Origin of the sequence: Priestia sp. FSL H7-0729 (assembly GCF_038005685.1) — a bacterium.
Classification (GTDB): domain Bacteria; phylum Bacillota; class Bacilli; order Paenibacillales; family Paenibacillaceae; genus Paenibacillus.
The window spans coordinates 417,576-437,743 of sequence record NZ_JBBOTQ010000001.1 but is presented as its reverse complement, the minus strand read 5'-3'; the positions used below and the strand labels follow the sequence as shown (position 1 = coordinate 437,743).

18 protein-coding genes and 1 pseudogene are annotated in these 20,168 nt (G+C 41.7%); 13 read left to right on the top strand and 6 right to left on the bottom strand.

Annotated features, from left to right (window positions below):
• The first annotated feature begins 39 nt into the window (after positions 1–39).
• The 11 genes from MHH93_RS01965 (at position 40) to MHH93_RS01915 (ending at position 13,596) form a co-directional block, all read left to right on the top strand.
• Positions 40–672, top strand: coding sequence for a DsbA family oxidoreductase (locus MHH93_RS01965; RefSeq protein WP_500052535.1), 633 nt, complete (start codon positions 40–42; stop codon positions 670–672).
• Positions 673–1,159: 487 nt separating this feature from the next.
• Complete coding sequence (locus tag MHH93_RS01960; RefSeq protein ID WP_500052534.1) at positions 1,160–1,825, top strand: GntR family transcriptional regulator; 666 nt, start codon at positions 1,160–1,162, stop codon at positions 1,823–1,825.
• Positions 1,826–1,841: 16 nt separating this feature from the next.
• Positions 1,842–3,533, top strand: coding sequence for a dihydroxy-acid dehydratase (gene ilvD, locus MHH93_RS01955; RefSeq protein ID WP_500052533.1), 1,692 nt, complete (start codon positions 1,842–1,844; stop codon positions 3,531–3,533).
• Positions 3,534–3,860: 327 nt separating this feature from the next.
• Positions 3,861–4,484 (top strand): histidine phosphatase family protein, encoded by a 624-nt coding sequence (locus tag MHH93_RS01950; RefSeq protein ID WP_500052532.1) that lies wholly within the window; start codon positions 3,861–3,863, stop codon positions 4,482–4,484.
• A 396-nt stretch (positions 4,485–4,880) separates the two neighbouring features.
• Positions 4,881–5,876 (top strand): glycoside hydrolase family 43 protein, encoded by a 996-nt coding sequence (locus MHH93_RS01945; protein WP_500052531.1) that lies wholly within the window; start codon positions 4,881–4,883, stop codon positions 5,874–5,876.
• A gap of 312 nt (positions 5,877–6,188) precedes the next feature.
• Positions 6,189–7,349, top strand: coding sequence for an immunity 26/phosphotriesterase HocA family protein (locus MHH93_RS01940; RefSeq protein ID WP_500052529.1), 1,161 nt, complete (start codon positions 6,189–6,191; stop codon positions 7,347–7,349).
• 658 nt (positions 7,350–8,007) lie between these two features.
• Positions 8,008–11,376: an S-layer homology domain-containing protein gene (locus MHH93_RS01935; RefSeq protein ID WP_500052528.1), complete on the top strand. Its 3,369-nt coding sequence runs from the start codon at positions 8,008–8,010 to the stop codon at positions 11,374–11,376.
• Positions 11,377–11,773: 397 nt separating this feature from the next.
• A complete protein-coding gene (locus tag MHH93_RS01930; RefSeq protein WP_500052527.1) occupies positions 11,774–11,905 on the top strand; it encodes an Imm26 family immunity protein in 132 nt (43 codons plus the stop codon).
• Positions 11,886–12,497 (top strand): hypothetical protein, encoded by a 612-nt coding sequence (locus MHH93_RS01925; protein ID WP_500052525.1) that lies wholly within the window; start codon positions 11,886–11,888, stop codon positions 12,495–12,497. Before MHH93_RS01930 ends, MHH93_RS01925 begins: the two co-directional genes overlap by 20 nt.
• A 261-nt stretch (positions 12,498–12,758) precedes the next feature.
• The gene (locus MHH93_RS01920) at positions 12,759–13,085 is read left to right on the top strand and encodes an immunity 53 family protein (RefSeq protein ID WP_500052522.1); all 327 of its coding nucleotides are present in this window, start codon (positions 12,759–12,761) and stop codon (positions 13,083–13,085) included.
• An 85-nt stretch (positions 13,086–13,170) separates the two neighbouring features.
• Positions 13,171–13,596 carry a hypothetical protein gene (locus MHH93_RS01915; protein ID WP_500052521.1) on the top strand — a complete coding sequence of 142 codons (426 nt, stop codon included), beginning with the start codon at positions 13,171–13,173 and terminating at the stop codon, positions 13,594–13,596.
• Between the two features lie 213 nt (positions 13,597–13,809).
• Here MHH93_RS01915 and MHH93_RS01910 read toward each other — a convergent pair whose 3' ends face one another.
• Positions 13,810–14,241 (bottom strand): hypothetical protein, encoded by a 432-nt coding sequence (locus MHH93_RS01910; protein WP_500052520.1) that lies wholly within the window; start codon positions 14,239–14,241, stop codon positions 13,810–13,812.
• A 283-nt stretch (positions 14,242–14,524) separates the two neighbouring features.
• Here MHH93_RS01910 and MHH93_RS01905 point away from each other — a divergent pair, with 283 nt between their 5' ends.
• Complete coding sequence (locus MHH93_RS01905) at positions 14,525–14,656, top strand: hypothetical protein (RefSeq protein WP_500052518.1); 132 nt, start codon at positions 14,525–14,527, stop codon at positions 14,654–14,656.
• Positions 14,657–15,136: 480 nt separating this feature from the next.
• Here the strand turns inward: MHH93_RS01905 and MHH93_RS01900 are convergent.
• The 3 genes and pseudogenes from MHH93_RS01900 to MHH93_RS01890 form a co-directional block, all read right to left on the bottom strand.
• Positions 15,137–15,256: pseudogene (locus tag MHH93_RS01900) on the bottom strand (sugar O-acetyltransferase); the annotation flags it as partial.
• A 53-nt stretch (positions 15,257–15,309) separates the two neighbouring features.
• Complete coding sequence (locus MHH93_RS01895) at positions 15,310–16,464, bottom strand: pectin acetylesterase-family hydrolase (RefSeq protein WP_500052517.1); 1,155 nt, start codon at positions 16,462–16,464, stop codon at positions 15,310–15,312.
• 42 nt (positions 16,465–16,506) lie between these two features.
• Positions 16,507–17,478, bottom strand: coding sequence for an alpha/beta hydrolase (locus MHH93_RS01890; protein WP_500052515.1), 972 nt, complete (start codon positions 17,476–17,478; stop codon positions 16,507–16,509).
• Positions 17,479–17,755: 277 nt separating this feature from the next.
• Here MHH93_RS01890 and MHH93_RS01885 point away from each other — a divergent pair, with 277 nt between their 5' ends.
• Positions 17,756–18,271: a TetR/AcrR family transcriptional regulator gene (locus MHH93_RS01885; RefSeq protein WP_278294890.1), complete on the top strand. Its 516-nt coding sequence runs from the start codon at positions 17,756–17,758 to the stop codon at positions 18,269–18,271.
• A 90-nt stretch (positions 18,272–18,361) separates the two neighbouring features.
• On the opposite strand, the gene MHH93_RS01880 is transcribed toward MHH93_RS01885, so the two are convergent.
• Together MHH93_RS01880 and MHH93_RS01875 are read right to left on the bottom strand one after the other, a co-directional pair.
• Complete coding sequence (locus tag MHH93_RS01880) at positions 18,362–19,444, bottom strand: HAMP domain-containing sensor histidine kinase (protein WP_500052513.1); 1,083 nt, start codon at positions 19,442–19,444, stop codon at positions 18,362–18,364.
• Positions 19,437–20,114 (bottom strand): response regulator transcription factor, encoded by a 678-nt coding sequence (locus tag MHH93_RS01875; RefSeq protein ID WP_500052511.1) that lies wholly within the window; start codon positions 20,112–20,114, stop codon positions 19,437–19,439. The genes MHH93_RS01880 and MHH93_RS01875 overlap by 8 nt, the downstream gene beginning before the upstream one ends.
• Between the last annotated feature and the right edge of the window lie 54 nt (positions 20,115–20,168).

Genomic DNA, 20,168 nt, shown 5'->3' with positions numbered 1-20,168 from the left:
TATTCACCGCTTAAGGTGGTTAGTGAGGGAGGATTCAAAATGAAAATCGAGATATGGTCAGATTATGTTTGTCCATTTTGTTATATTGGTAAACGACGATTAGAATCTGCACTGGAGCAATTCGCTCTTTCGAATGAAGTGCTTATTGAATATAAAAGCTTTGAACTTAATCCGCAAACATCCATGTACTCAGGCAAAAGTATGCATCAAATACTTTCTGAGAAACATGGTATGAGCATCGAGCAAGCGAAAAAGGCACATGCTGAACTTGAACAACAAGCAGCAATGATGGGTCTCGTGTATAATATCGACCAAATAAAGCCCACCAATACGTTTGATGCGCATCGTTTAACCCAGTATGCCAAATCTGTGGGTAAAGATCAGGAATTAGCAGAGAAGCTGTTCTACTCTTATTACACGGACGCCAAGCTAATTAGTGATCATGTTACTTTAGCAGATATTGCAGAATCAGTTGGAATGAATAGGGACGAGTCAATGGCAGTTCTCCATGATCCATCCAAATATGCTGGCGAAGTGCGTTCAGATGAAGCCACAGCAAAACAATTAGGGATAACAGGAGCACCTTTCTTTGTCATTGATGGAAAATACGCGATATCCGGCGCACAACCAACAGAGGTATTTTTAAAAGCTCTTAACCAAGCATCTCAATAAATAATACCAATAAGCATTCTAAAAAAAGGTGTCGACTGCTTTTTGTCGGGACCCTTTTTTTATTGTATAAGCCCTTTGATGAGAGATTCGGATAAATCCACAGTAGAGTCGTATATGTACCGAGAATGTGAGTTGAAGTAATTGAATGAAGAGAAGGACAGGAGACGAATATGAGTAAATGTAATGATGGAAGACTATGTTCGGTTGGATATCCTGCATTAATAATGCAGGAATTATGTTTCCTCCTTACTCCAAAACGGTTAATGGGTTTGAGAACCAGTTCGAAAGGCTGAATGCTATGTTAGGAAGTAAAATGGATGAGGATTTCAAATCAAGAACAGGGATCTCGCCGAATCAGTTTAGAAAATATTAGAGTTATCCGGACAAACAACTTAATGGAGTGAGTAATAAAATGAAATATTAATTGCTTCTCAATCGTGTATGCGATATATTGCATATAAGAATAATCGTAATGAGGATGAAAACCATGCCAATTCCTAAAGATTTTTCCTTACCCGTTCGTATGTCCGCAAAAGAAAGAGCGTTTTCTCAGATTCAGCGATGGATCATTGATGGAACACTGCAACCAGGTGAAAAGCTTATTGATGCGGAAATGGCTGAATCGCTTGGAGTTAGCCGGACACCGATTCGGGAGGCATTTCAGTTACTCGAAGTTCAAGGCCTCGTGTCTATGCATCCAGGAAAAGAAACAAAAGTAACGAATATTGAGAAAAACGATATTTTTAAGATGTATTCAACCATGGCTGCTCTTCAGGCCTTGGCTGCTGAAATCACCGCCCAAATTATTGTTCCAGAACAGATTGAGAAACTAAGATCTATTAATTTGGAATTTGCAAATTCCATTAAAAATGGTCAAGTGTATCAGGCCATGGAGGTGGATGAACAATTTCATAATTATATTGTGGAGCTCTCAGATAATTCTTATGTGGCCACATTTAATACCTCTCTCCAGATTCACATTAGGCGATTTAAATATGTGTTTTTAAAACAACCTATTACAGCTACACTTGCTTCAGTCGAAGAGCATGATTTGATTATTAAAGCTTTTGAAGGCAAAAATAGTGAGGATGCTCACGTAATAATGAAACAAAATTTTATTCGACCAATGCAGGAACTGAACGAAATACTTTGAAATGAGGGGTAAGGACATGGAAAACAAAAAAGATCTTCGTATTCGAAGCAAAGTGATCAGTGAAGGTGCTAACCGGGTTCCGAACAGAGCGATGCTGCGTGCAGTGGGTTTTCAGGATGAGGATTTTAAAAAGCCAATGATCGGAATAGCGAGTACGTGGAGTGAGGTAACGCCATGTAATATGCACATCAATGATTTAGCGGTGCAAGCTAAGCAGGGTGCACGTAATAACGGCGGTGCTCCACTAATTTTCAATACAATTACCGTTTCGGATGGGATCTCCATGGGGCACGGCGGGATGTTGTTCTCACTGCCAAGCCGGGAAGCTATAGCTGATTCGATTGAAATTGTAACCGGAGCGGAGCGTTTTGACGGCGTGGTTGCGATCGGTGGGTGTGACAAGAATACTCCTGCATGTCTGATGGCTATTGGACGGATGAACATTCCTTCCGTTTATGTATATGGAGGAACCATTCAACCGGGTAATCTCGATGGTAAAAATGTAGATATCGTTTCGGCTTTTGAAGCCGTGGGTCAATATCAAGATGGGAAAATAACAGATGAACAGCTGCATAAGGTCGAATGTAGCGTTTGTCCAGGTCCAGGGGCTTGTGGCGGCATGTATACCGCTAACACGATGGCGGCAGCTGCAGAAGCAATGGGTATGTGTTTACCTGGTTCTTCTTCAACATCAGCCATTTCAGCCGATAAAGCATTGGAGTGCGAAGCAGCCGGTAAGCAGGTCATCTCACTTCTTGAACAGGAGATCTATCCAAGAGACATTATGACGAAGAAAGCATTTGAGAATGCGATCACGGTTGTTATGGCTCTAGGCGGGTCAACCAATGCGTTTCTCCATCTGCTAGCTATTGCGCACTCGGTTGAAGTAGATCTAACCCTGGATGATTTTGAGCGTATTCGTTTGCGTGTTCCTCATTTGGCGGATCTGAAGCCAAGTGGTCAATACGTCATGCAGGACTTGAATGATATTGGTGGTGTTTCCGGGGTAATGAAGCTATTGCTTGCTGAGGGTTTACTTCATGGGGATTGCCTCACCGTAACAGGTAAAACGTTAGCGGAGAATTTAGCGGAATCTGCTCCACTTGAAAATGATCAAGAGATTATACGACCGCTCAATAATCCACTTAAGCCAAATGGACCACTGGTTGTACTTCGAGGAAATCTCGCCCCTGAAGGCGCTGTTGCGAAAATGTCAGGCATGAAGATCCAACAGTTCTCTGGCCCGACTAAGGTGTATGATAGCGAAGACGAAGCGACAGTAGCGATTATGAACGATGAAATTAAAGAAGGGGACGTCGTGGTCATACGCTATTGTGGTCCAAAAGGTGGACCTGGTATGCCTGAGATGCTTTCCGTTACAGCACTTATCGTAGGAAAAGGACTCGGTGGGAAAGTCGCCCTTATCACAGATGGTCGATTCTCGGGTGGTTCACATGGATTTGTAGTCGGCCATGTATCACCTGAAGCACAAGTCGGTGGACCGATCGGTTTGCTTAGAAATGGGGATATTATCACGATTGATAGTGACATCCAAGAGATGAAGGTTGAAGTGTCAGAAGAAGAGTTAGCCGCTCGAGCGAAAGCCTGGGTACAACCTCCACTGAAAGTGAAATCCGGTGTACTTGCCAAATATGCTAAATTAGTTTCCTCCGCTTCCAAAGGGGCAGTAACCGATTTGATGGAATAAACCAAATACAATCAATAGATTTTAATGAGTACTTCTTCAAGTCGCTCCGCTATGCGGGGCGTCTTTTTGTTGCTATCAATCACATGAACGATATAGATATTGCGATTGAAAATAGAGTTCATTATGGATAGGAGACAATGTGGAGAGAGCGATATTAATCATATCTTCAAGATCTTCACGGCTAGCACCGTTCACGGCCTGAATCGACATGCCAGATATGAGAGTTGCGACATAGGTGTAGTTAACAAAGGTGACTCTTATCCACTTTAAACATTGTATAAAGTCATCTAGGAATGGAGACGGTATGAAGAAAAAGGTGGTTAAGAAATGTATCGTTTGTATATATCGTTACTCTGTCTATTGATGTTGATCTCACCATCTTATGCTTCCCCTTCCTCTGAAGATGCAGGTTCTCTTATCAATGAACTCCGTCAAGGAGGGTATATTCTTTATGTTCGTCATGGGGAGGCGAATGTAGGAGAGGATCAACCAGGATTTAGTCTGATGGATTGTTCCACCCAAAGGAACCTGAGCGTTATAGGAAAAGAGCAAGCAAAAAAATATGGGGAAGCCTTACGAAAACTTAACATACCCGTTACTCTTCCGGTCGAATCAGGTCCATTATGTAGAACTGTGCAAACTGCCGAAGCGGCATTTGGTACACAAAATGTAACTATTAAAGAATTCTGGTTGAGAATATATGAACTTAGCAAGAATATAGGTGCTGAAGATTCAAAACAAATAGTTAAGGACTTTACAAATGAGGTTGAACATGTACCACCTAATAATTCGAATAGAGTTATAATAGCTCACTCTTTTCCATCCGGTATTGGTCTAGGAGACATCCCCAATATGGGAACGGTAGTAATTAAACCGCTGGGAAATAATCGAGGGTATGAGGTTATTGGAAGGCTGAACCTTGAGGATGTATTAATGCTGGCAAATATGTAGTTATTCAACCTAAAGTAAAGGAGCTTTTGTTAGAAAAAGCTCCTTTTTAATTTAACTATAATTTGATAAATTTTAAAATTTCTTCGTTTGAATTTCCAATATACTGAAATGGGCGGAAATTGTACATTTTTTCGGGGGAAGATCTTTAGTATGTGTATAGGAAAAAACAAGAGGGGCTTATACAATAGAGAATGTAAACGCTTGCTTTTAATTCTGAGGATGCAATCACTGAATGATCGTAATCCCGTAATCGCCGGATATTGGAGTGTTATTCCTGGACCGAGCGCGGGAATGCCTACATGCTGGCCGATGAGGCGCCTTGGGCAACGTTACAGAGAACGCCAGCTCTGCTTATTATGAAAGATTCTACTATTCCAATACCAAAGGAGATGCCTTATGAATCAACAACAACTACCTAAGCCCCACCAGCCGCTCGTAACCCACATCTTCACTGCGGACCCGTCCGTCCATGTCTACGAGGGCAAAATCTACATCTATCCTTCCCATGACCTCGATCATGACGAGCCGAGCAACGATAACGGCGACCAGTATAAAATGGAAGACTATCATGTGCTCTCGATGAACAACTTCGATTCCCCAGTGGTTGATCACGGCGAAGCGTTACATCTGAGAGATATTCCGTGGGCCTCCAAGCAACTCTGGGCACCGGATGCCGCTTATAAGAACAATACCTATTACCTGTTCTTCCCGGCACGGGATCATGACGGCATCTTCCGTCTGGGTGTGGCAACATCAGAGTCTCCGGCAGGCCCGTTCACGCCACAGCCGAATTATATGGAAGGCAGCTTCAGTATCGATCCGGCCGTACTGGTGGATGAAGACAATCAGTCATACATCTATTTCGGCGGACTCTGGGGCGGGCAGCTGGAGAAATGGCAAACCGGCAGCTTCGTGCCAGATGCAGAAGGACCTACTCCAGACCAGCCGGCGCTTGGACCGCAAGTTGCACTGCTTAGCGACGACATGCTGTCTTTCCAGGGCAAGCCTGCCGAGATATCGATTGTCGATGAAGACGGAAATCCGATTCTGGCCGGGGATGAGGAACGAAGATATTTTGAAGGCCCATGGGTGCATAAATATAACGGCTATTACTACCTGTCCTACTCTACAGGAACCACGCATAAGCTCGTATATGCGATCAGTAAGAACCCGATGGGACCCTTCACGTTCAAGGGAGAGATTCTCTCTCCGGTTATCGGCTGGACAACCCACCACTCCATAGTGCAAGTTGAAGACAAGTGGTATCTGTTCTATCACGACAGCTCCCTGTCGGAAGGGGTCAACCACAAGCGTTGCGTTAAATATTCCGAGCTGAAATACAACGAGGACGGAACGATCCAGAAGATCAATCCTTATCCGGATGCCGAGTAAGCTAATGGGTCAGCGGAAACAGATAAGATTACAAGATAAGGCATAACATGAGGCAGCTCCTGACGGGGCTGCTTTTTTAATAATAGAACTAGTTGTCTCACTCTATTAATACTGGGACTGGTCGTATTTCTAATCAATTACGGATCTTTGTTGGTGTGAATGGTCTGTTAAACCAAGGAGTGAGTATAGTTGGAATCCAAATTATTAAGAATTAATGCTGACATCCCCAAACTAAGAGTGGTAGTCTAAATTAGAGGATGAGTGCTAATAAAAAAAGACAGGGCAGTATAACTTGGAAAGGAGATTTTGCTTGTGGATGCATGGCTGAGCAATGAAAACCGCGCATATGTTGGTCTTGATCCTGTTGAATCGCACTGGGATAGGGTAGACATCAAGAAGGGCTACTATGTTTATTTTGATGGAGACGTCATTCGTAAACGAATATCGAGCCTGCCGGAAAGCTATGTGGAAGAGGATGTGTATATTGAGGTGCGTGATCGGCAATTTGTTGTGCCCAAAACCAGCAGAGGCAAGGAGAAGAAATTGACCTACACGACAGTATCCGGCTTCAAGGCAGAAGGTGTCACGTTCTCCGCTGGAATCAGTACGTATGATGGTAAGAGTTACGTTACAGCTTATAATACACGTAACAGCGTGAGTCTACCGATTTCGGGCTGTTCCCATATGTCATGCAAAGCAGAGGTCATCTCCTGGCTGGAGCATTTTCCGGGCACCGTGCCGGATGACTATGACCGCAAGCTGGATCGATTGAAAAATATGCCAAATCAACGTTATCAGGCGGTGCCAGGTGATATTTTCAGAGTAGAGTTGGATTTGCATACTGATGGGTATGTGCTTGTGATTGGTAACCTTCGTCAGATGGAAAAGGATCATTTATTTGCCGAGCAAAGCATCTGGAGAACGGTCTTGACCATGCCGCTGTTTGTTAGGCCCTTCTTATGGAAGACAACGGAGCGTTCCCCATTGCTAGCGGATATTTTGGCGGCACCGATGTCGGAGACAACGAGGATTGTGATGGATGACTTCTTTCTGCGTGGAGGATATGAGTTTGTGTATCATAAACCATTGGAGGAAGAGGATATCCTATTTCCTATAGGGTACGGACCGACAATCAGCGTGACGAATGAGCGTGTAGTCCGTTTGAGCTGGGGCTTGGGCACGTTGCATAAACCAGAGGAGCAAACGACATTTAGGCTGGAACGGAATTTCATGAATCACGGAGCTTACTCGGGTCTGACTACCGAATGCTTTGGCCCGCCGTCTGAGCGTATGCATGAGAAGGACCTGGCCCATCCGCAGTATGCGAAGGAGCGTAAACTGGCGTTGGCGGAATTCGGATTATCGGAGGACATTACATATGATGAATTTTGCCAGAAAACGGGGGCTATGACCCGCTCGCAGTATATTGATTATGTAAAAATAAAGTATCCCATACCCCGTTGCACAAAGTAACGTATGCCTTCCGCGACAGTAGCCTGTCTTTAGCCTTGTAGTGTAGGGTAGGGTAAGGGTATGTCGTTGGAGAACAACATTGTTTCCATTCAAGTCGCTATTATAGCGGCTTTTTTTGTTATATTGAACCAAGTTCTTATATCAAGCTAAGGACAAGAACCTCAGATACAGAACTCGCTGAGATTCTGTAAAGCCAGAGTGAATAGAATTAACAATTGTACCGTCGAACTCAGATTTCCATCTTGTAATCACTTAGAGTAACTTGACTGTCCCCTCACATGATCCCTGCTGAACAGGTGACAATTTCCTTTTTTGGATCAATTGTTCAGAATCGGTTCAGAATCCAACTGTATAATACCCCTTAAGTCTTTTGATATAAAAAAATCAACTAGAAAGGATGTAAAGAATGAGCAAGAATATGCTAAATGCAAAGAGAGCAGTATCTATGATACTTACCTGTCTATTAGTTCTGGGCGGTATCCCCGGATTTCACACTTGGGGAGGAGAGCGTGCTCACGCAGCCACCGAATCTTGGACAACTTTAGGTTCCCCGGGGATTAGCTCTGGACAAGCTGAATATATTTCACTGGCCTTGGATCCTCAAGATAATCCTTATGTTGCTTTTAAAGATGAAGGAAACCTCAATAAGGCATCGGTCATGAAATTTGTTGATGGTGCATGGGAATATGTAGGGGACCCAGGAATCTCAACAGGACAAGCGGCTGAGTTGTCCCTAATCTTCGATAAGCAAGGTACACCATACCTTGCATACTCGGACGCAGCCAACAATTATAAGCTGGCGGTTAGGAAATTCACGGACGGTCAATGGCAACCCGTGGGGGGGCAACACGCCTCGGTAGGTATAGCGGACAATATTCAAATCACCTTCGATTCCCAAGATAACCCTTATATTCTCTTTAGAGATAGATCGAATGTGAATGTTCCTGTTCCCCTTGTCCTCAAATTTACGAGTGGTGCCTGGGCAACTGTCGGTGGAGCACCTGTAGTAACACACGATACCAATGAAATGGCTCTAGCATTGGATTATCAGAATACTCCTTATGTTGTCTATAATGATGGAACGGACAATTATCAGATGTCTGTTAAGAAGCTTAATGGTAATACGTGGGAATATGTAGGCCAAAGAAAGCTAACTAATGGTCAAGCCTCACATTTTTCAATCGCAATCGGATCAGACGATATCCCTTATATTGCTTTTACCAATCAAGATATTTCTTTTAGAAACTCTGTAATCAAGTTTACGGGTACGCAATGGGAGACTCTAGGAACCAGTGGCTTAGCCACGAATGCCTCCAGAGAAAACATATTGCTTTTTGATTCGATAGGAACCCTTTATATTGCTTATAGCGAAAACGGCGGCATGTTCGGTGGGTCACGTCCTCAAGCAGCTGTCAGAAAGCTCGTCGGTAATCAATGGCAACCTGTTGGAGGAGGTAACTTCACAGGACCTAACACTCTTAACCAAGTGCAGAATATTTCGTTTGCTCTGGACTCCAAGGACATTCCATACGGCGCTTACCGGGATCAATCAGCTGGTCAGAAAGCAACCGTGAAGAAACTGGTTACCCAGTATAACGTCAACTACAATGGAAACGGTCATGAGACAGGTAGTGTTCCCCTAGACAATCAGGGCTACTCTACGGTATCACCGGTCGTCACAGTAGCTGGAAATACAGGGAATATGGAGAGAGCAGGTTACACTTTCTCACACTGGAATACAGCAGCAGACGGAACGGGCACAAGCTACAATCCGAATGATACGTTCAACATCAGCAACACTGACGTCACACTCTACGCACAATGGCAAAGTGGGATTTCTGAGATTACCTTCGTCACGAACGGAGGCACCTCGATCTTGCCGCAGTCGGTCGAAAATAATTCTAAGGCAACAGAGCCATTGCCACCAATTAGAGATGGATATAAGTTCTTCGGCTGGTACACGGATATGGAGATGACACAGGCCTATGATTTCGAGACACCCGTGACTAGTAATATGACGCTTTATGCCAAGTGGCAATCCGAGAATGCAACACTGGCCAGCTTAAATGTAGGTCAAGGTACTCTTGATCCAGGTTTTATGCCAACAGAACTGGATTATCAAGTCGATGTAGATCCTGAAGTAACCAGTCTAGACTTCTCCTTCTCTAAGGCTGAGAGCAGCCAGATTGTAAATGTCACTGGGGCTACTGAGCAATCCGTTATTGATGATGTGTATTCCTATAGGGTTTCTAACCTGGTGACAGGCATGAACACTGTACAGATTATCGTTACAGCTGAGGAGGGCAACATCAATACTTACAATCTAATTGTAAAACGTACTAGCTTACTTAGTGAAAATGCCGATCTGGGCGGTTTAAAATTGTCGAGCGGTACATTATCTCCAGCCTTCAGCCCGGATGTGGAGCAGTATACAGCAACTGTAAGCAGTTCAACTAGCTCGTTATTAGTTAGTGCCACTCCTGTTCAAGAGGGTGCGAGCGTACAGATCAATAGTACGAGTGGAAATATTGCAAATATTGCGCTCGAAAACGGAAGCAATACAGTAACCATCGAGGTGACTGCACCGAATGGCAGCGCTAAGAAGACATACACATTACTCATTACTCGCAGTATCAGCAGTCCTGATACCCCAATTGATAATAATCCAGGCAGTGGAAACTCTGCTGGAACTATTGGTACAGGTGGAGCGAGCAACGGTGGTGCAGGTGTTACTCCCCCATTGACAAATAATAATAGCAGCAGCGACGTTCAGGTACTGGTGAACGGCCGGGCAGAATCTGCAGGAAGCTTAACAACTACCACAGTGAATGGAAAGCAGGTTGTGAGGATCTCTGTAAATGCGGAAACAATCGCGCAAAAGCTGAATTCCGAACCCGCTGGCTCTGTAATCACGATTCCAGTCACGGGTAGTCATAGTACGAATGCGAGTGTAATTATCGGTGAGTTGAATGGACAGACAGTGAAGCTCATGGAAGATAAACAGGCGGTGCTGGTGCTTCAGACAGACACAGCAAGTTATACACTACCAGCAAATCAGATTCAAATTAAAAGTGTGGCTGATCAGCTTAAATTGAATAGTAACGACTCCCTTGAGAGCATCAAGCTTCAAGTTGAGATTGCTGAAGTAGATCCGACTACGCTGGAAGCAGCGAAGTCCGTTGCACAGCAAGGTGGATATACGCTAGTCGGAACACCTGTGGAATTCAACGTGATCGCTAGCTATGATGGTAACACTACATCTGTAAATGAATTCAGTAGCTACGTAGAGCGTACCATTGCTCTTCCAGCCAACAGTACTCCTGACCAAATGACAACAGGCGTCGTTATTGATAAAGATGGCAGCGCTCTTCATGTACCAACGAAGATTACAACAATAAACGGCGTGTACTATGCGCAGATTAGCAGTTTGACCAATAGTGCATATGGTCTTGTGTACTATCCTCAATCCTTCACGGATGTGGCAAACCATTGGAGTAACACAGCAGTGAACGATATGGGTTCACGTATGATCGTGAGCGGCGTATCGGACAGCACGTTCGAACCAGATCGCAGCGTTACACGCGCAGAATTTGCAGCCATCGTCGTACGCGCACTTGGTCTGAAGCCAGCTGATGGAAGTAATATTTTCCCTGATGTCAACGAGACAGACTGGTATGCAGGTTTCGTGAAGACCACTACTGACTATGGTCTGATCAGCGGCTATAAGGACGGCACATTCCGTCCTCATGAGCAGATTACCCGACAGGAAGCAATGACTCTAATCGCACGAGCTATGAAAGTGACAGGATTGGACAGCCAGGTGCCTGCTAATGCAGTGCAGCAATTGTCAAGCTTCGCAGATTCAGTACAAGTAGCCGAATGGGCGAAAGAAGCAGTAGCAGCCAGTATCCACACGGGAATTCTGACAGGTCGCGATTCGAATACGATTGCGCCATTGCAGTCGATCACAAGAGCTGAGACAGCTACAATCCTTAGACGACTACTGCAACAGTCTGACATAATTTAAGATAACAAAGATTCATGACTAGTTGAGTATCACCACTGACGCTTACGTCAAAAAACTAAGTTTTTTTAAACCCGTTAATCTATGATATGATGAGATTAACGGGTTTTTGATCGGGATGAAGTGGATTGGGTGCGGTAATGGAACAATGTTGTTGTCGAGGGATAAGAACATATTCCCATTGAAATCGCTATTATAGCGGTTTTTTTTATTTTATCGATACAAGTTCTTGTCCCGAGCCAAGGACAAGAACTTGTACCGACTTCCGGAATGGACAAGAGTATAGTCCGATTACCGGGTAGATGTACATCTAAACATTTATCAAAAGCACTTAAATTATTTCTACTAGTGGAATTGGTATCAGCCAAATAAAAAAGAAATAGTAAGGGAGAGACGAATAATGGCAAGTGAAAAAAGGGTTAGAGTGAAGATAGGAGATGTCTTCGCAATTAGTCTTAATCAGAATCGTTATTGTTATGGCCAGGTTGTATCTGAAGGAAGGAAAGAATCAGATGTATCTAAAAGAATTTGACTTAGACTTACCATATATCGCGAATGATAAAAGCATTGAATCTATAATGAAAATACAAAAATGTGAGTACAACGAAGCAACAAAATTAGATTATGAATTAAATTGGAAATGGAAAAGACGTTCATTTAGATTGGAAACTCGCTGTATTACAGCGATGTTTGAACGTTTATTTGGAAAATACAAAACGAAAGATTGTTGGAGAATCCTAATAGAATGTGTAGAAAACATATCGGACGAAAGAATTGTTAATGATTCAGGTGTGTGTTCGGCGCCAATCCAATTTAATTTGAATGACTTTCGTGAAAAAAATGAGTTTGAGAAAAAAAAGGTTTCACTTCGACTACTCATGGACGGGATCGAGAAACTTGCTCTACGTAATAGTTGGAAGATTGATCCATTTAGAGAAATAGCATTACAAATTGAAGATTTAGGTTATGTAAATGAATGGACTTGGAAAGAAACAGTAAAGAGTCCTAATAAGAAGTACAATGCTAAAGTTATATGCCAACATAATGTAGAAAGCAATAGCTATTCTACAACGAGATGGTACGCAAGTGCTTTTAGAAAAGGTCATATCAGAACAACCAGATGAATTTGCCTATGCTAAACATTTAGGCGAACTTAAATGGGAATCTGATTTTGAAGTTGCTTTGATCAATAAAAAAGGAAATGAAAAGTATTTGGTAGCCATTGAACACTAATTATATTGTCGTTAGAAAAAACTGTATAAGGACAATATGCCCACTTGATGGAAAAGGAAAAGAACGTATCAACAATTTAACAAAACAAGATTTACCAACACCTCATGTTAAAGACAACTCAATACCTGGGGGAGTTAGACCAGCAGGAAAAGATGAATTCCGCAGAAGAGGTAGATATGATGAACACATTAAAATGGCTCCAAAACTGGTATCTTGAAAACTGTAATGGTGATTGGGAGCATTCGTACGGTGTTAAAATTGATACTGTGGATAATCCCGGTTGGTCTGTCAAAATCGATTTAGCAGATACTTTTTTAGAGGATGCTCCGTTTGATATGATCGAAGAAGAGAGAAATGAAGATGATTGGTTCTACTGTATTGTAAGGGATAGAGTGTTTCACGGTGCAGGGGGAGCATCAAATTTGGATGAAGTACTAGACTGCTTTAAAAATTGGGTTTCGAGTATAGAGAGATGTTAATTATGTAGTACCTGAGGAAGAGACCTTAATTGGTTAAATGCCATTTAAGGAATTTAGGTGTTTTTCTGTACAAGTGGATATGTTGATGAAATCTCCTTTAGAACAAATTATTAATCGGCTTGAACACAAGGAAGAATGGGTACTAGATGAATGTTCAGAGGGTTATATCTACTACAACATCTATAATTCTGAATTTAAAATTGTACTTTATGAGGACGAAAATGCTCGACTTGAGCAAAACCATGATTTTTACGCCTTTGCGATGAACGACCCAGAAACCTTGTATCGACAGTTTGACATTCAATATCAAGGTATTCAACAATTTAGGGGACAAATCGTTGTTCTTGATCGTGGTCGATACCCAACGGTTATTCCTGAAAAGAGTAGGGCTCAGTTTTTAGAGGATTATGACTTTGGATATTTCATTGATGGTAGTACGACTTATAAACTGAGCGATTTTTTTACATTGAGAATAACGATAAAGAAGGGATTTCACGTAAACTTTTTTTAAAGTTATACTTTTATTTAAAATGAAGCCTACGCTAGCTTGAGCATATGAAAACACTAAAAAGCAGCTGATCAAAGTAATCGGCTGCTTTTGTTCGAGTCTTAGATAAGGGTAGTAAAGCATGAGAGCGTTTAGTCATGACCGATCGTGTCTGTAAGGCTATCTCTGAGCCAGCCTGAAATCATTTCTTCCGAATCCTAAATAATTTAGTTAGGATTAATAATGAATATTGAAATAACCACCACCGAGGCCATTCGGAGATGATGCATATATTTGTTGATAACCATAGGCCCCTGGAATTATTACTGTTTGACTTCCATATTGAGTGGCTTCATGTCTTACAGGATATAATGTTCCATTCTCATTTCTGAGTTGGAAGTAGTAGGTGCCTAGAACATTAGCTTGAAAAGTTATTGTAATTGTTCCCGTCATATAAATATATGGAGTGTAAACTCCACTATCAAAATAACCGGGGTATGGATTGCTTGCAAATATACTGATTCCATCTTTCACTTGTCTCTGCATAAGAATATCTTGTGAGACAGGGGGAGTGGGAGTCAAAGCTTGATCAGCAAAAGCAGCTTGAAAAGGGACTATCATAGAGAGGGCTGAGAGTAATGCAATCGTTGTTTTTTGATATTTTTTCACGATCAACATCTCCTTGAGAGTTTTTGATTTTACATTTTGACATGATTTTTACAAGTAAAACAACAAGGAACAGTGAAAAGGATACTAATTAATGTTTTCCTCCCCCCCAAGATATAAATTGGTTTTACAATGATAACAATACACATATTTCCATAATAAAACAGATACAAAAATCACTATCACTCCAATTTATGTAATATTTTTGAATTAATTAACAAAATTTTCACTTATTATTGTTAAAAAATAAGAACAGAGGTTGGCTTAATAGGAACGTCTTGGGTGTGTGAGTTGCGCCGGCGGGCGCTATGGAGCTGCGTGGATCTCGTCCGGATTGGAGAGAGCAGCCGCGAGCCGGTCGCTCGGACTTCAGCTCGTCATCGCTCGTGTACGTGCCTGGTTGCTCGATACTTCCTGAGAAGGACAAAAGGACAGACTGCTTCGTCATTGGTGTGTGAGCTGCACCGTTGGGCACTATGTATAAAGAATGCGCTTATCACAGCTGTTTTTTGTAGAATGACATAGTCGCCAACCAAGAAACTCCTTATAAAACAAGGGTTGACATAAAAGTTGTCAAGGGACAAGAACATATTCCTATTACCGATTAGCCATATATTTAATTGTTGTTTTACCCGTTAATCCATTCAATTTACGGGCAGAATAGCGCATTAGATGTGTTGTACTTTGAATACATTGCAATATAACAACTGATACCTAATGTGCCATGAATCGTACCAGACCCGTGATGAACTGATCGCTAAAATCTCGGCAGGGCGCGACGAATCATCCAAACAATTATGTAAAAATCCGCGCTAGCAAGGGGGGCATACACACCCCTTGCTAGCACGGGTTCTTATCAAGTACGATTTCACTATTTGTCACAGAGGATCAACTAAAATTAAAGTGAGCAGATTGCCTTACAAGGATTGCCGACAGCCAAAGTGTAAGGCGGAATATCCTTAGTAACTAGACTACCTGCACCGATTACACTGTTCTCGCCGACCGTTACACCTCTTAGACATCTGAAAAGGATCGGTCTCCCGACCCTGCTCACATAGCCTAATAAATTATTTAGTTTCCATCAGTTGAAGGATATGTCTTGTTAACTAAATCAAGCCCGTAATCTTCCAGATTGCCATTAACCGCATTCATTGTCCAGTCGGATATGGACATACCTACATTCTCAAATTTATCGAGAAAATGGGGTGTGGCTATAATGGTGTGCATCGTTAAATTTCGTGGATCATCGTACCATGGTAACCCATCCCAAATAAACAAATGGGCTCCAGCTTGTTTTTTAAACTTAGGTATCGATTCATTTAATATTTGCTGATATATATCTGTCTTTCCTTCGTCGACCTCCATTTTTCCTGCATCAAAGTAATTTTGTACCTTCGCTAGATCTCCGTCCCTTGTAGAAGAATCAAATAATATGTTAACCTGATCCCCCCACTTCTTGTGTAGTGCAGTTAAACTGTCTAAAGTAATATTGTTAGACACTAATCGGTCAGATATATGTTTTGGTGATTTCCATACATCTGTTGCGATACTATGCCAGTCATCATTGAGAAGCAAAGATGAATCCACTAAAACCGTCTTACTCTTTGCTTCTGGGAAATAATTAGTAAATACATCATCGGAAAGGAGCGATGCACCCCATCCACCGGCACTATAGCCTGTAACTAAAACTGCATCGGGATTGTTAATATTAGCATGCTCCATAACTTCTTCCATCGTCGTGGTGAAATTAGTATATCCATTATGGTACAGTGTTTTTTTCTTTCCTTTTTTGTCTGTAAATTTGAACTCTCCAGTTCCTGCATGAAAGTCTCCTGTAGCATACGGGAAGGCAATCACAGTCCAATCTTGAAAAGGATTAACATCCGATGCTGTAGCAATTCCGCCCATGTTCATTGTGAAATTTGCCAAAAAATCGATAGGAAGCTCTTTTGTATTAAAAGTTTCGTCTCTCGCCGTTTCTTCATTGACGCTGACCCCGCCTCCTGCGAAATAAACAATCACTTTATTTTCACTGCCTTTTTTAAAGAGCGCTCGGTATCTGCTTCCATCAGATGCTTTCATATCGCTAGTTGTAACACGATACCATTTATCAATTTTCGGATCATCTTTTAGTTTTGGATATTGCAAAACAAATAAATAAATACACAACAAGACAACCATAATCACAGCAAATATAATGCTCAAAATTTTAAAAACTTTCTTCATGTCGATCCTCCGAAATTCGCTTTTGATGATGTGTAATGTATTTTATTCGGTTGGCATGTATCGTTTCAGATACTCGTTTACCTTATCCATATATTTGGCATAGATTTTATTATCATTTTGCAGACCGTGCCCTGAATGGGGGAATTCAAGATAATCATGCGGAACATTGTTTTCCTCTAATGCGCTGATCAAATGTTGTACTGCTGCGAATGGAGCTACCTTATCGTGTTTTCCATAGGCAGCAAGTGTGGGTACAGAATTTTTATCAACCCACATAAACGGTGAAATATCTTTAACAGCTTCATCATAGCTTGCTGTTCCAATCATATCTGGTGTAATCGTGTTACCGGACATAATGCTGAATAAGCCTGCTGCTGCATCTGGATTCTGGTCGAAACCGTAGGGAGTCCAGTCCTCTGGATAAAAGCTGGGCGGACCTACCGCCTCAAAGATCATTTTGACAGGGAGTGGAGAGGTGGCTGCATCACGATAAGCATATAATAGCGCAAGAGTACCGCCTGCCGAGCCACCGGATATAGCCATTTTATCTAGATTGTAGCCTAACTTTTCCGCTTCTGCTTTTACAATGGGAATACTTTTTTTGATTTCCTGTGACATGGTGTACACCGTGGCTTCGGGGTTATTTTCATTGCGCAGCGTATAATTAATACCGGCGGCGACATAACCTTTTGACGTGAGCCATTTCAGCATATTGACATCATCACTTTTGTCACCGGTTGTAAAACCGCCTGCATGGAGATATACGACGAGACCATAGTTTTTCTTTGTATGATCTGCTGGAACATAGAGGTCAAATTTATTTTGCTCCTTATCGTCATAGGCGATATCCGTATATACCCGCCCAACCGTGTCATTCCAATTAACCTGCATTTCTCCAGACAGTGGATTGTATGTCATTTTGATGAATGCTGAAGCCGCGAATACAACAATGAAAGTAACTATATAGATCAATCCCCACAACACTCTTTTTCTGCCTTTCCCTTTATTTGTCATAAGAAGTTACCTCCGAACAGAGTACCACCGAGCATAAAATTTAAAACGGCCCGCACCGCAAGCCGGCCTAATACTGCAGCTACGATGATAATTAAAATTAAAGTAATAATGCGATTTCGTGTGAGTGTCATTTGCTATATCTCCTCTTATTTTGAACACGTCCATTGTACAAACAACATAAAATAGACGTATCATTTTTTGTGTAACAAATGTATCATCGGTTAAGATTAGAATCAATGAATCAACTCAAAATGATACAGAAAGGATAAAATGTAACGTGGCAGATAACAAAATGAAAAGCACACATGTGAAGCTACAAATCACAAAATCACTTCTTGATTTGTTGAAAATGAAAGAACTTAAGGCTATCTCAATCAGTGAACTTACCTCCTCAGCACAAGTCAGCCGCGTTTCGTTTTACAGGAATTATGATGAAAAAGAAGATGTACTAAAGGAATATCTTTATCATTTAATAGACAGTTGGCATGCAGAATATCAAGATAGTGGGGGCACATCGGAAGATGAACTTTTGGGAAGTTTGTTTGGACATTTTAGTAAACACAGAGAGTTTTATCTGCTTCTGAGTCAAAGGAATTTGTTCTATCTGTTGAAGGAAATACTTAAAGAGCTATTCGGACCCAAACCAGAATATCCAAACTTCGGTGCTTATGTAGCGGCTTATTTTTCATATGGGTTGTTCGGCTGGATTGAAGAATGGTTTGCCAGAGGAATGCAGGAAACTTCAGAAGAGATGACTTTGCTTCTGCAAAGTCGTGATTTGAATAAAAAATAAACTTCTTGAAGTTGTCGGTATCTGTACATTTTCCCAGTAGAAAACAATCCCATTTTCTCATTGTAAATGCTGAGAAAAATGGGATTGTTTCTAGATTGAAGGAAGAGTCACTTCAAAAGTTGTACCTGTGTCATCAGAGCTTGCAACCTGAATTGTCCCACCATGCAGTGCAACAATCTTATGTGCAATGCTCAGACCCAATCCATTACCAGGGGAAGAATGAGATGAATCTCCTTGATAGAATTTATCAAAAATGTTTTTTTGCTGACTCTCATTAATCCCAGGACCATTGTTGTGAATCGATATACGAACCTGTTGGTCCTTCGAGTCCATAGCGATTGTGATCTCGGAATATGAAGGTGAATACTTAATGGCATTGTCCAGAAGATTGATCCAAACCTGACTAAGCATGTCCTCATTCGCCGTAACCATCAGTTCAGACGAATCGAACTGAAAGCTTATATGCTTCACAGACCATTTCGGCTCTAACAATACAATCACCGTTCGGATGTGTTCAGTTAAGTTGAATGACGTTTTCTCCGTAATGATGGCTTGGCTTTCGACCTTCGATAACTGAAGCACATTCGTAGCAAGTTCAGCCAACCGTTCAGATTCATTGATGATGATATCCAAATAATCATTGCGTTCCTCATCGGTTAAGTTTTTTCTTTTCAGTACTTTTGCGTAGCCTCGCAAGGAAACAATCGGTGTTTTGAATTCATGCGAAAAATTATTAATAAAATCGGAACGTAACATTTCAAGACTACCGAGTTCTTCAGCCATGTGATTAAAACTTCTGTTCAGTTTTCTTAGCTCTTTTGGCCCTTTAAGCTGAATACGAACCGAAAAATTTCCTTTGGCCAATTCTTCAGACGCACGTATGACTTTTCGAATCGGAGAGAGCGGTATTCGGCTAAATACCAACGATGCAAGGATACTGACCAGAATACTCACCGTTCCAAAATATGTAATAAGAACCAAAGCGCCACCTGAATCTGGATCTTCGGCTGGAGGAGAAGGGTAAAGTCCGATATAGACAAAAAATACGACAATGACCAGCGAAAGAAAAATAGAGACGAGCAAAATAAACAACACAATGAACGTAAACATAAACGTTAGTCCAAATCCACGGAGAGACCTCTCTTTAATAAAATTCATTATTTTTCTACTCACTATGTTTTACCGCCTTATAGCCAATTCCTCGGATCGAGATAAGCTCAAATTCGGGATAATCGCCAAATCGCTTTCGTAATCGATTGATGTGAACATTTAATGTGATATCGCTAGTTTCGGAGTCCATGCCCCAAATTTCATCCATTAATTGAATACGGGTAAAAATTTTGTCCGGATAGGACAGCAACTTGTACAATAAATAAAATTCCTTCTGCGGTAGTGTCTGCACTTCATCTTCTCTTGTCACCGACAATTCATCGTATTGTAGTGTAATTTTACCTAGTTTGAGCATCCGTTCGTTCTGGATCTTGGCTCGACGCAACAAAGCTTTCATTCGCAGAAGCATTTCGTCTTCGTCCACGGGTTTGACCATATAATCATCTGTTCCTGCCATGAAGCCTCTACGTTTGTCAGCGGGTAGATGTTTGGCACTAACCATCAGTATAGGGATATCATTTCTGCCCTCTCGGATCGTGTGAGCCAATTCGAATCCATCCATTTGAGGCATCATGATATCAAGAACAATCAAATCAATATGTTGCCTGTCTAACAATTCCAATGCCACAATGCCATTCTCCGCCAGAAATACCTCGTATCCTGCAGATCCTATAATCGTCTTCATTAATTTGGCGGTATTTATATCGTCTTCTACAACGAGGATTTGAAACATTCCGCTCATTCCTTCCTATACATCTGTAATAACTGAACTGCATTCTATCACAAT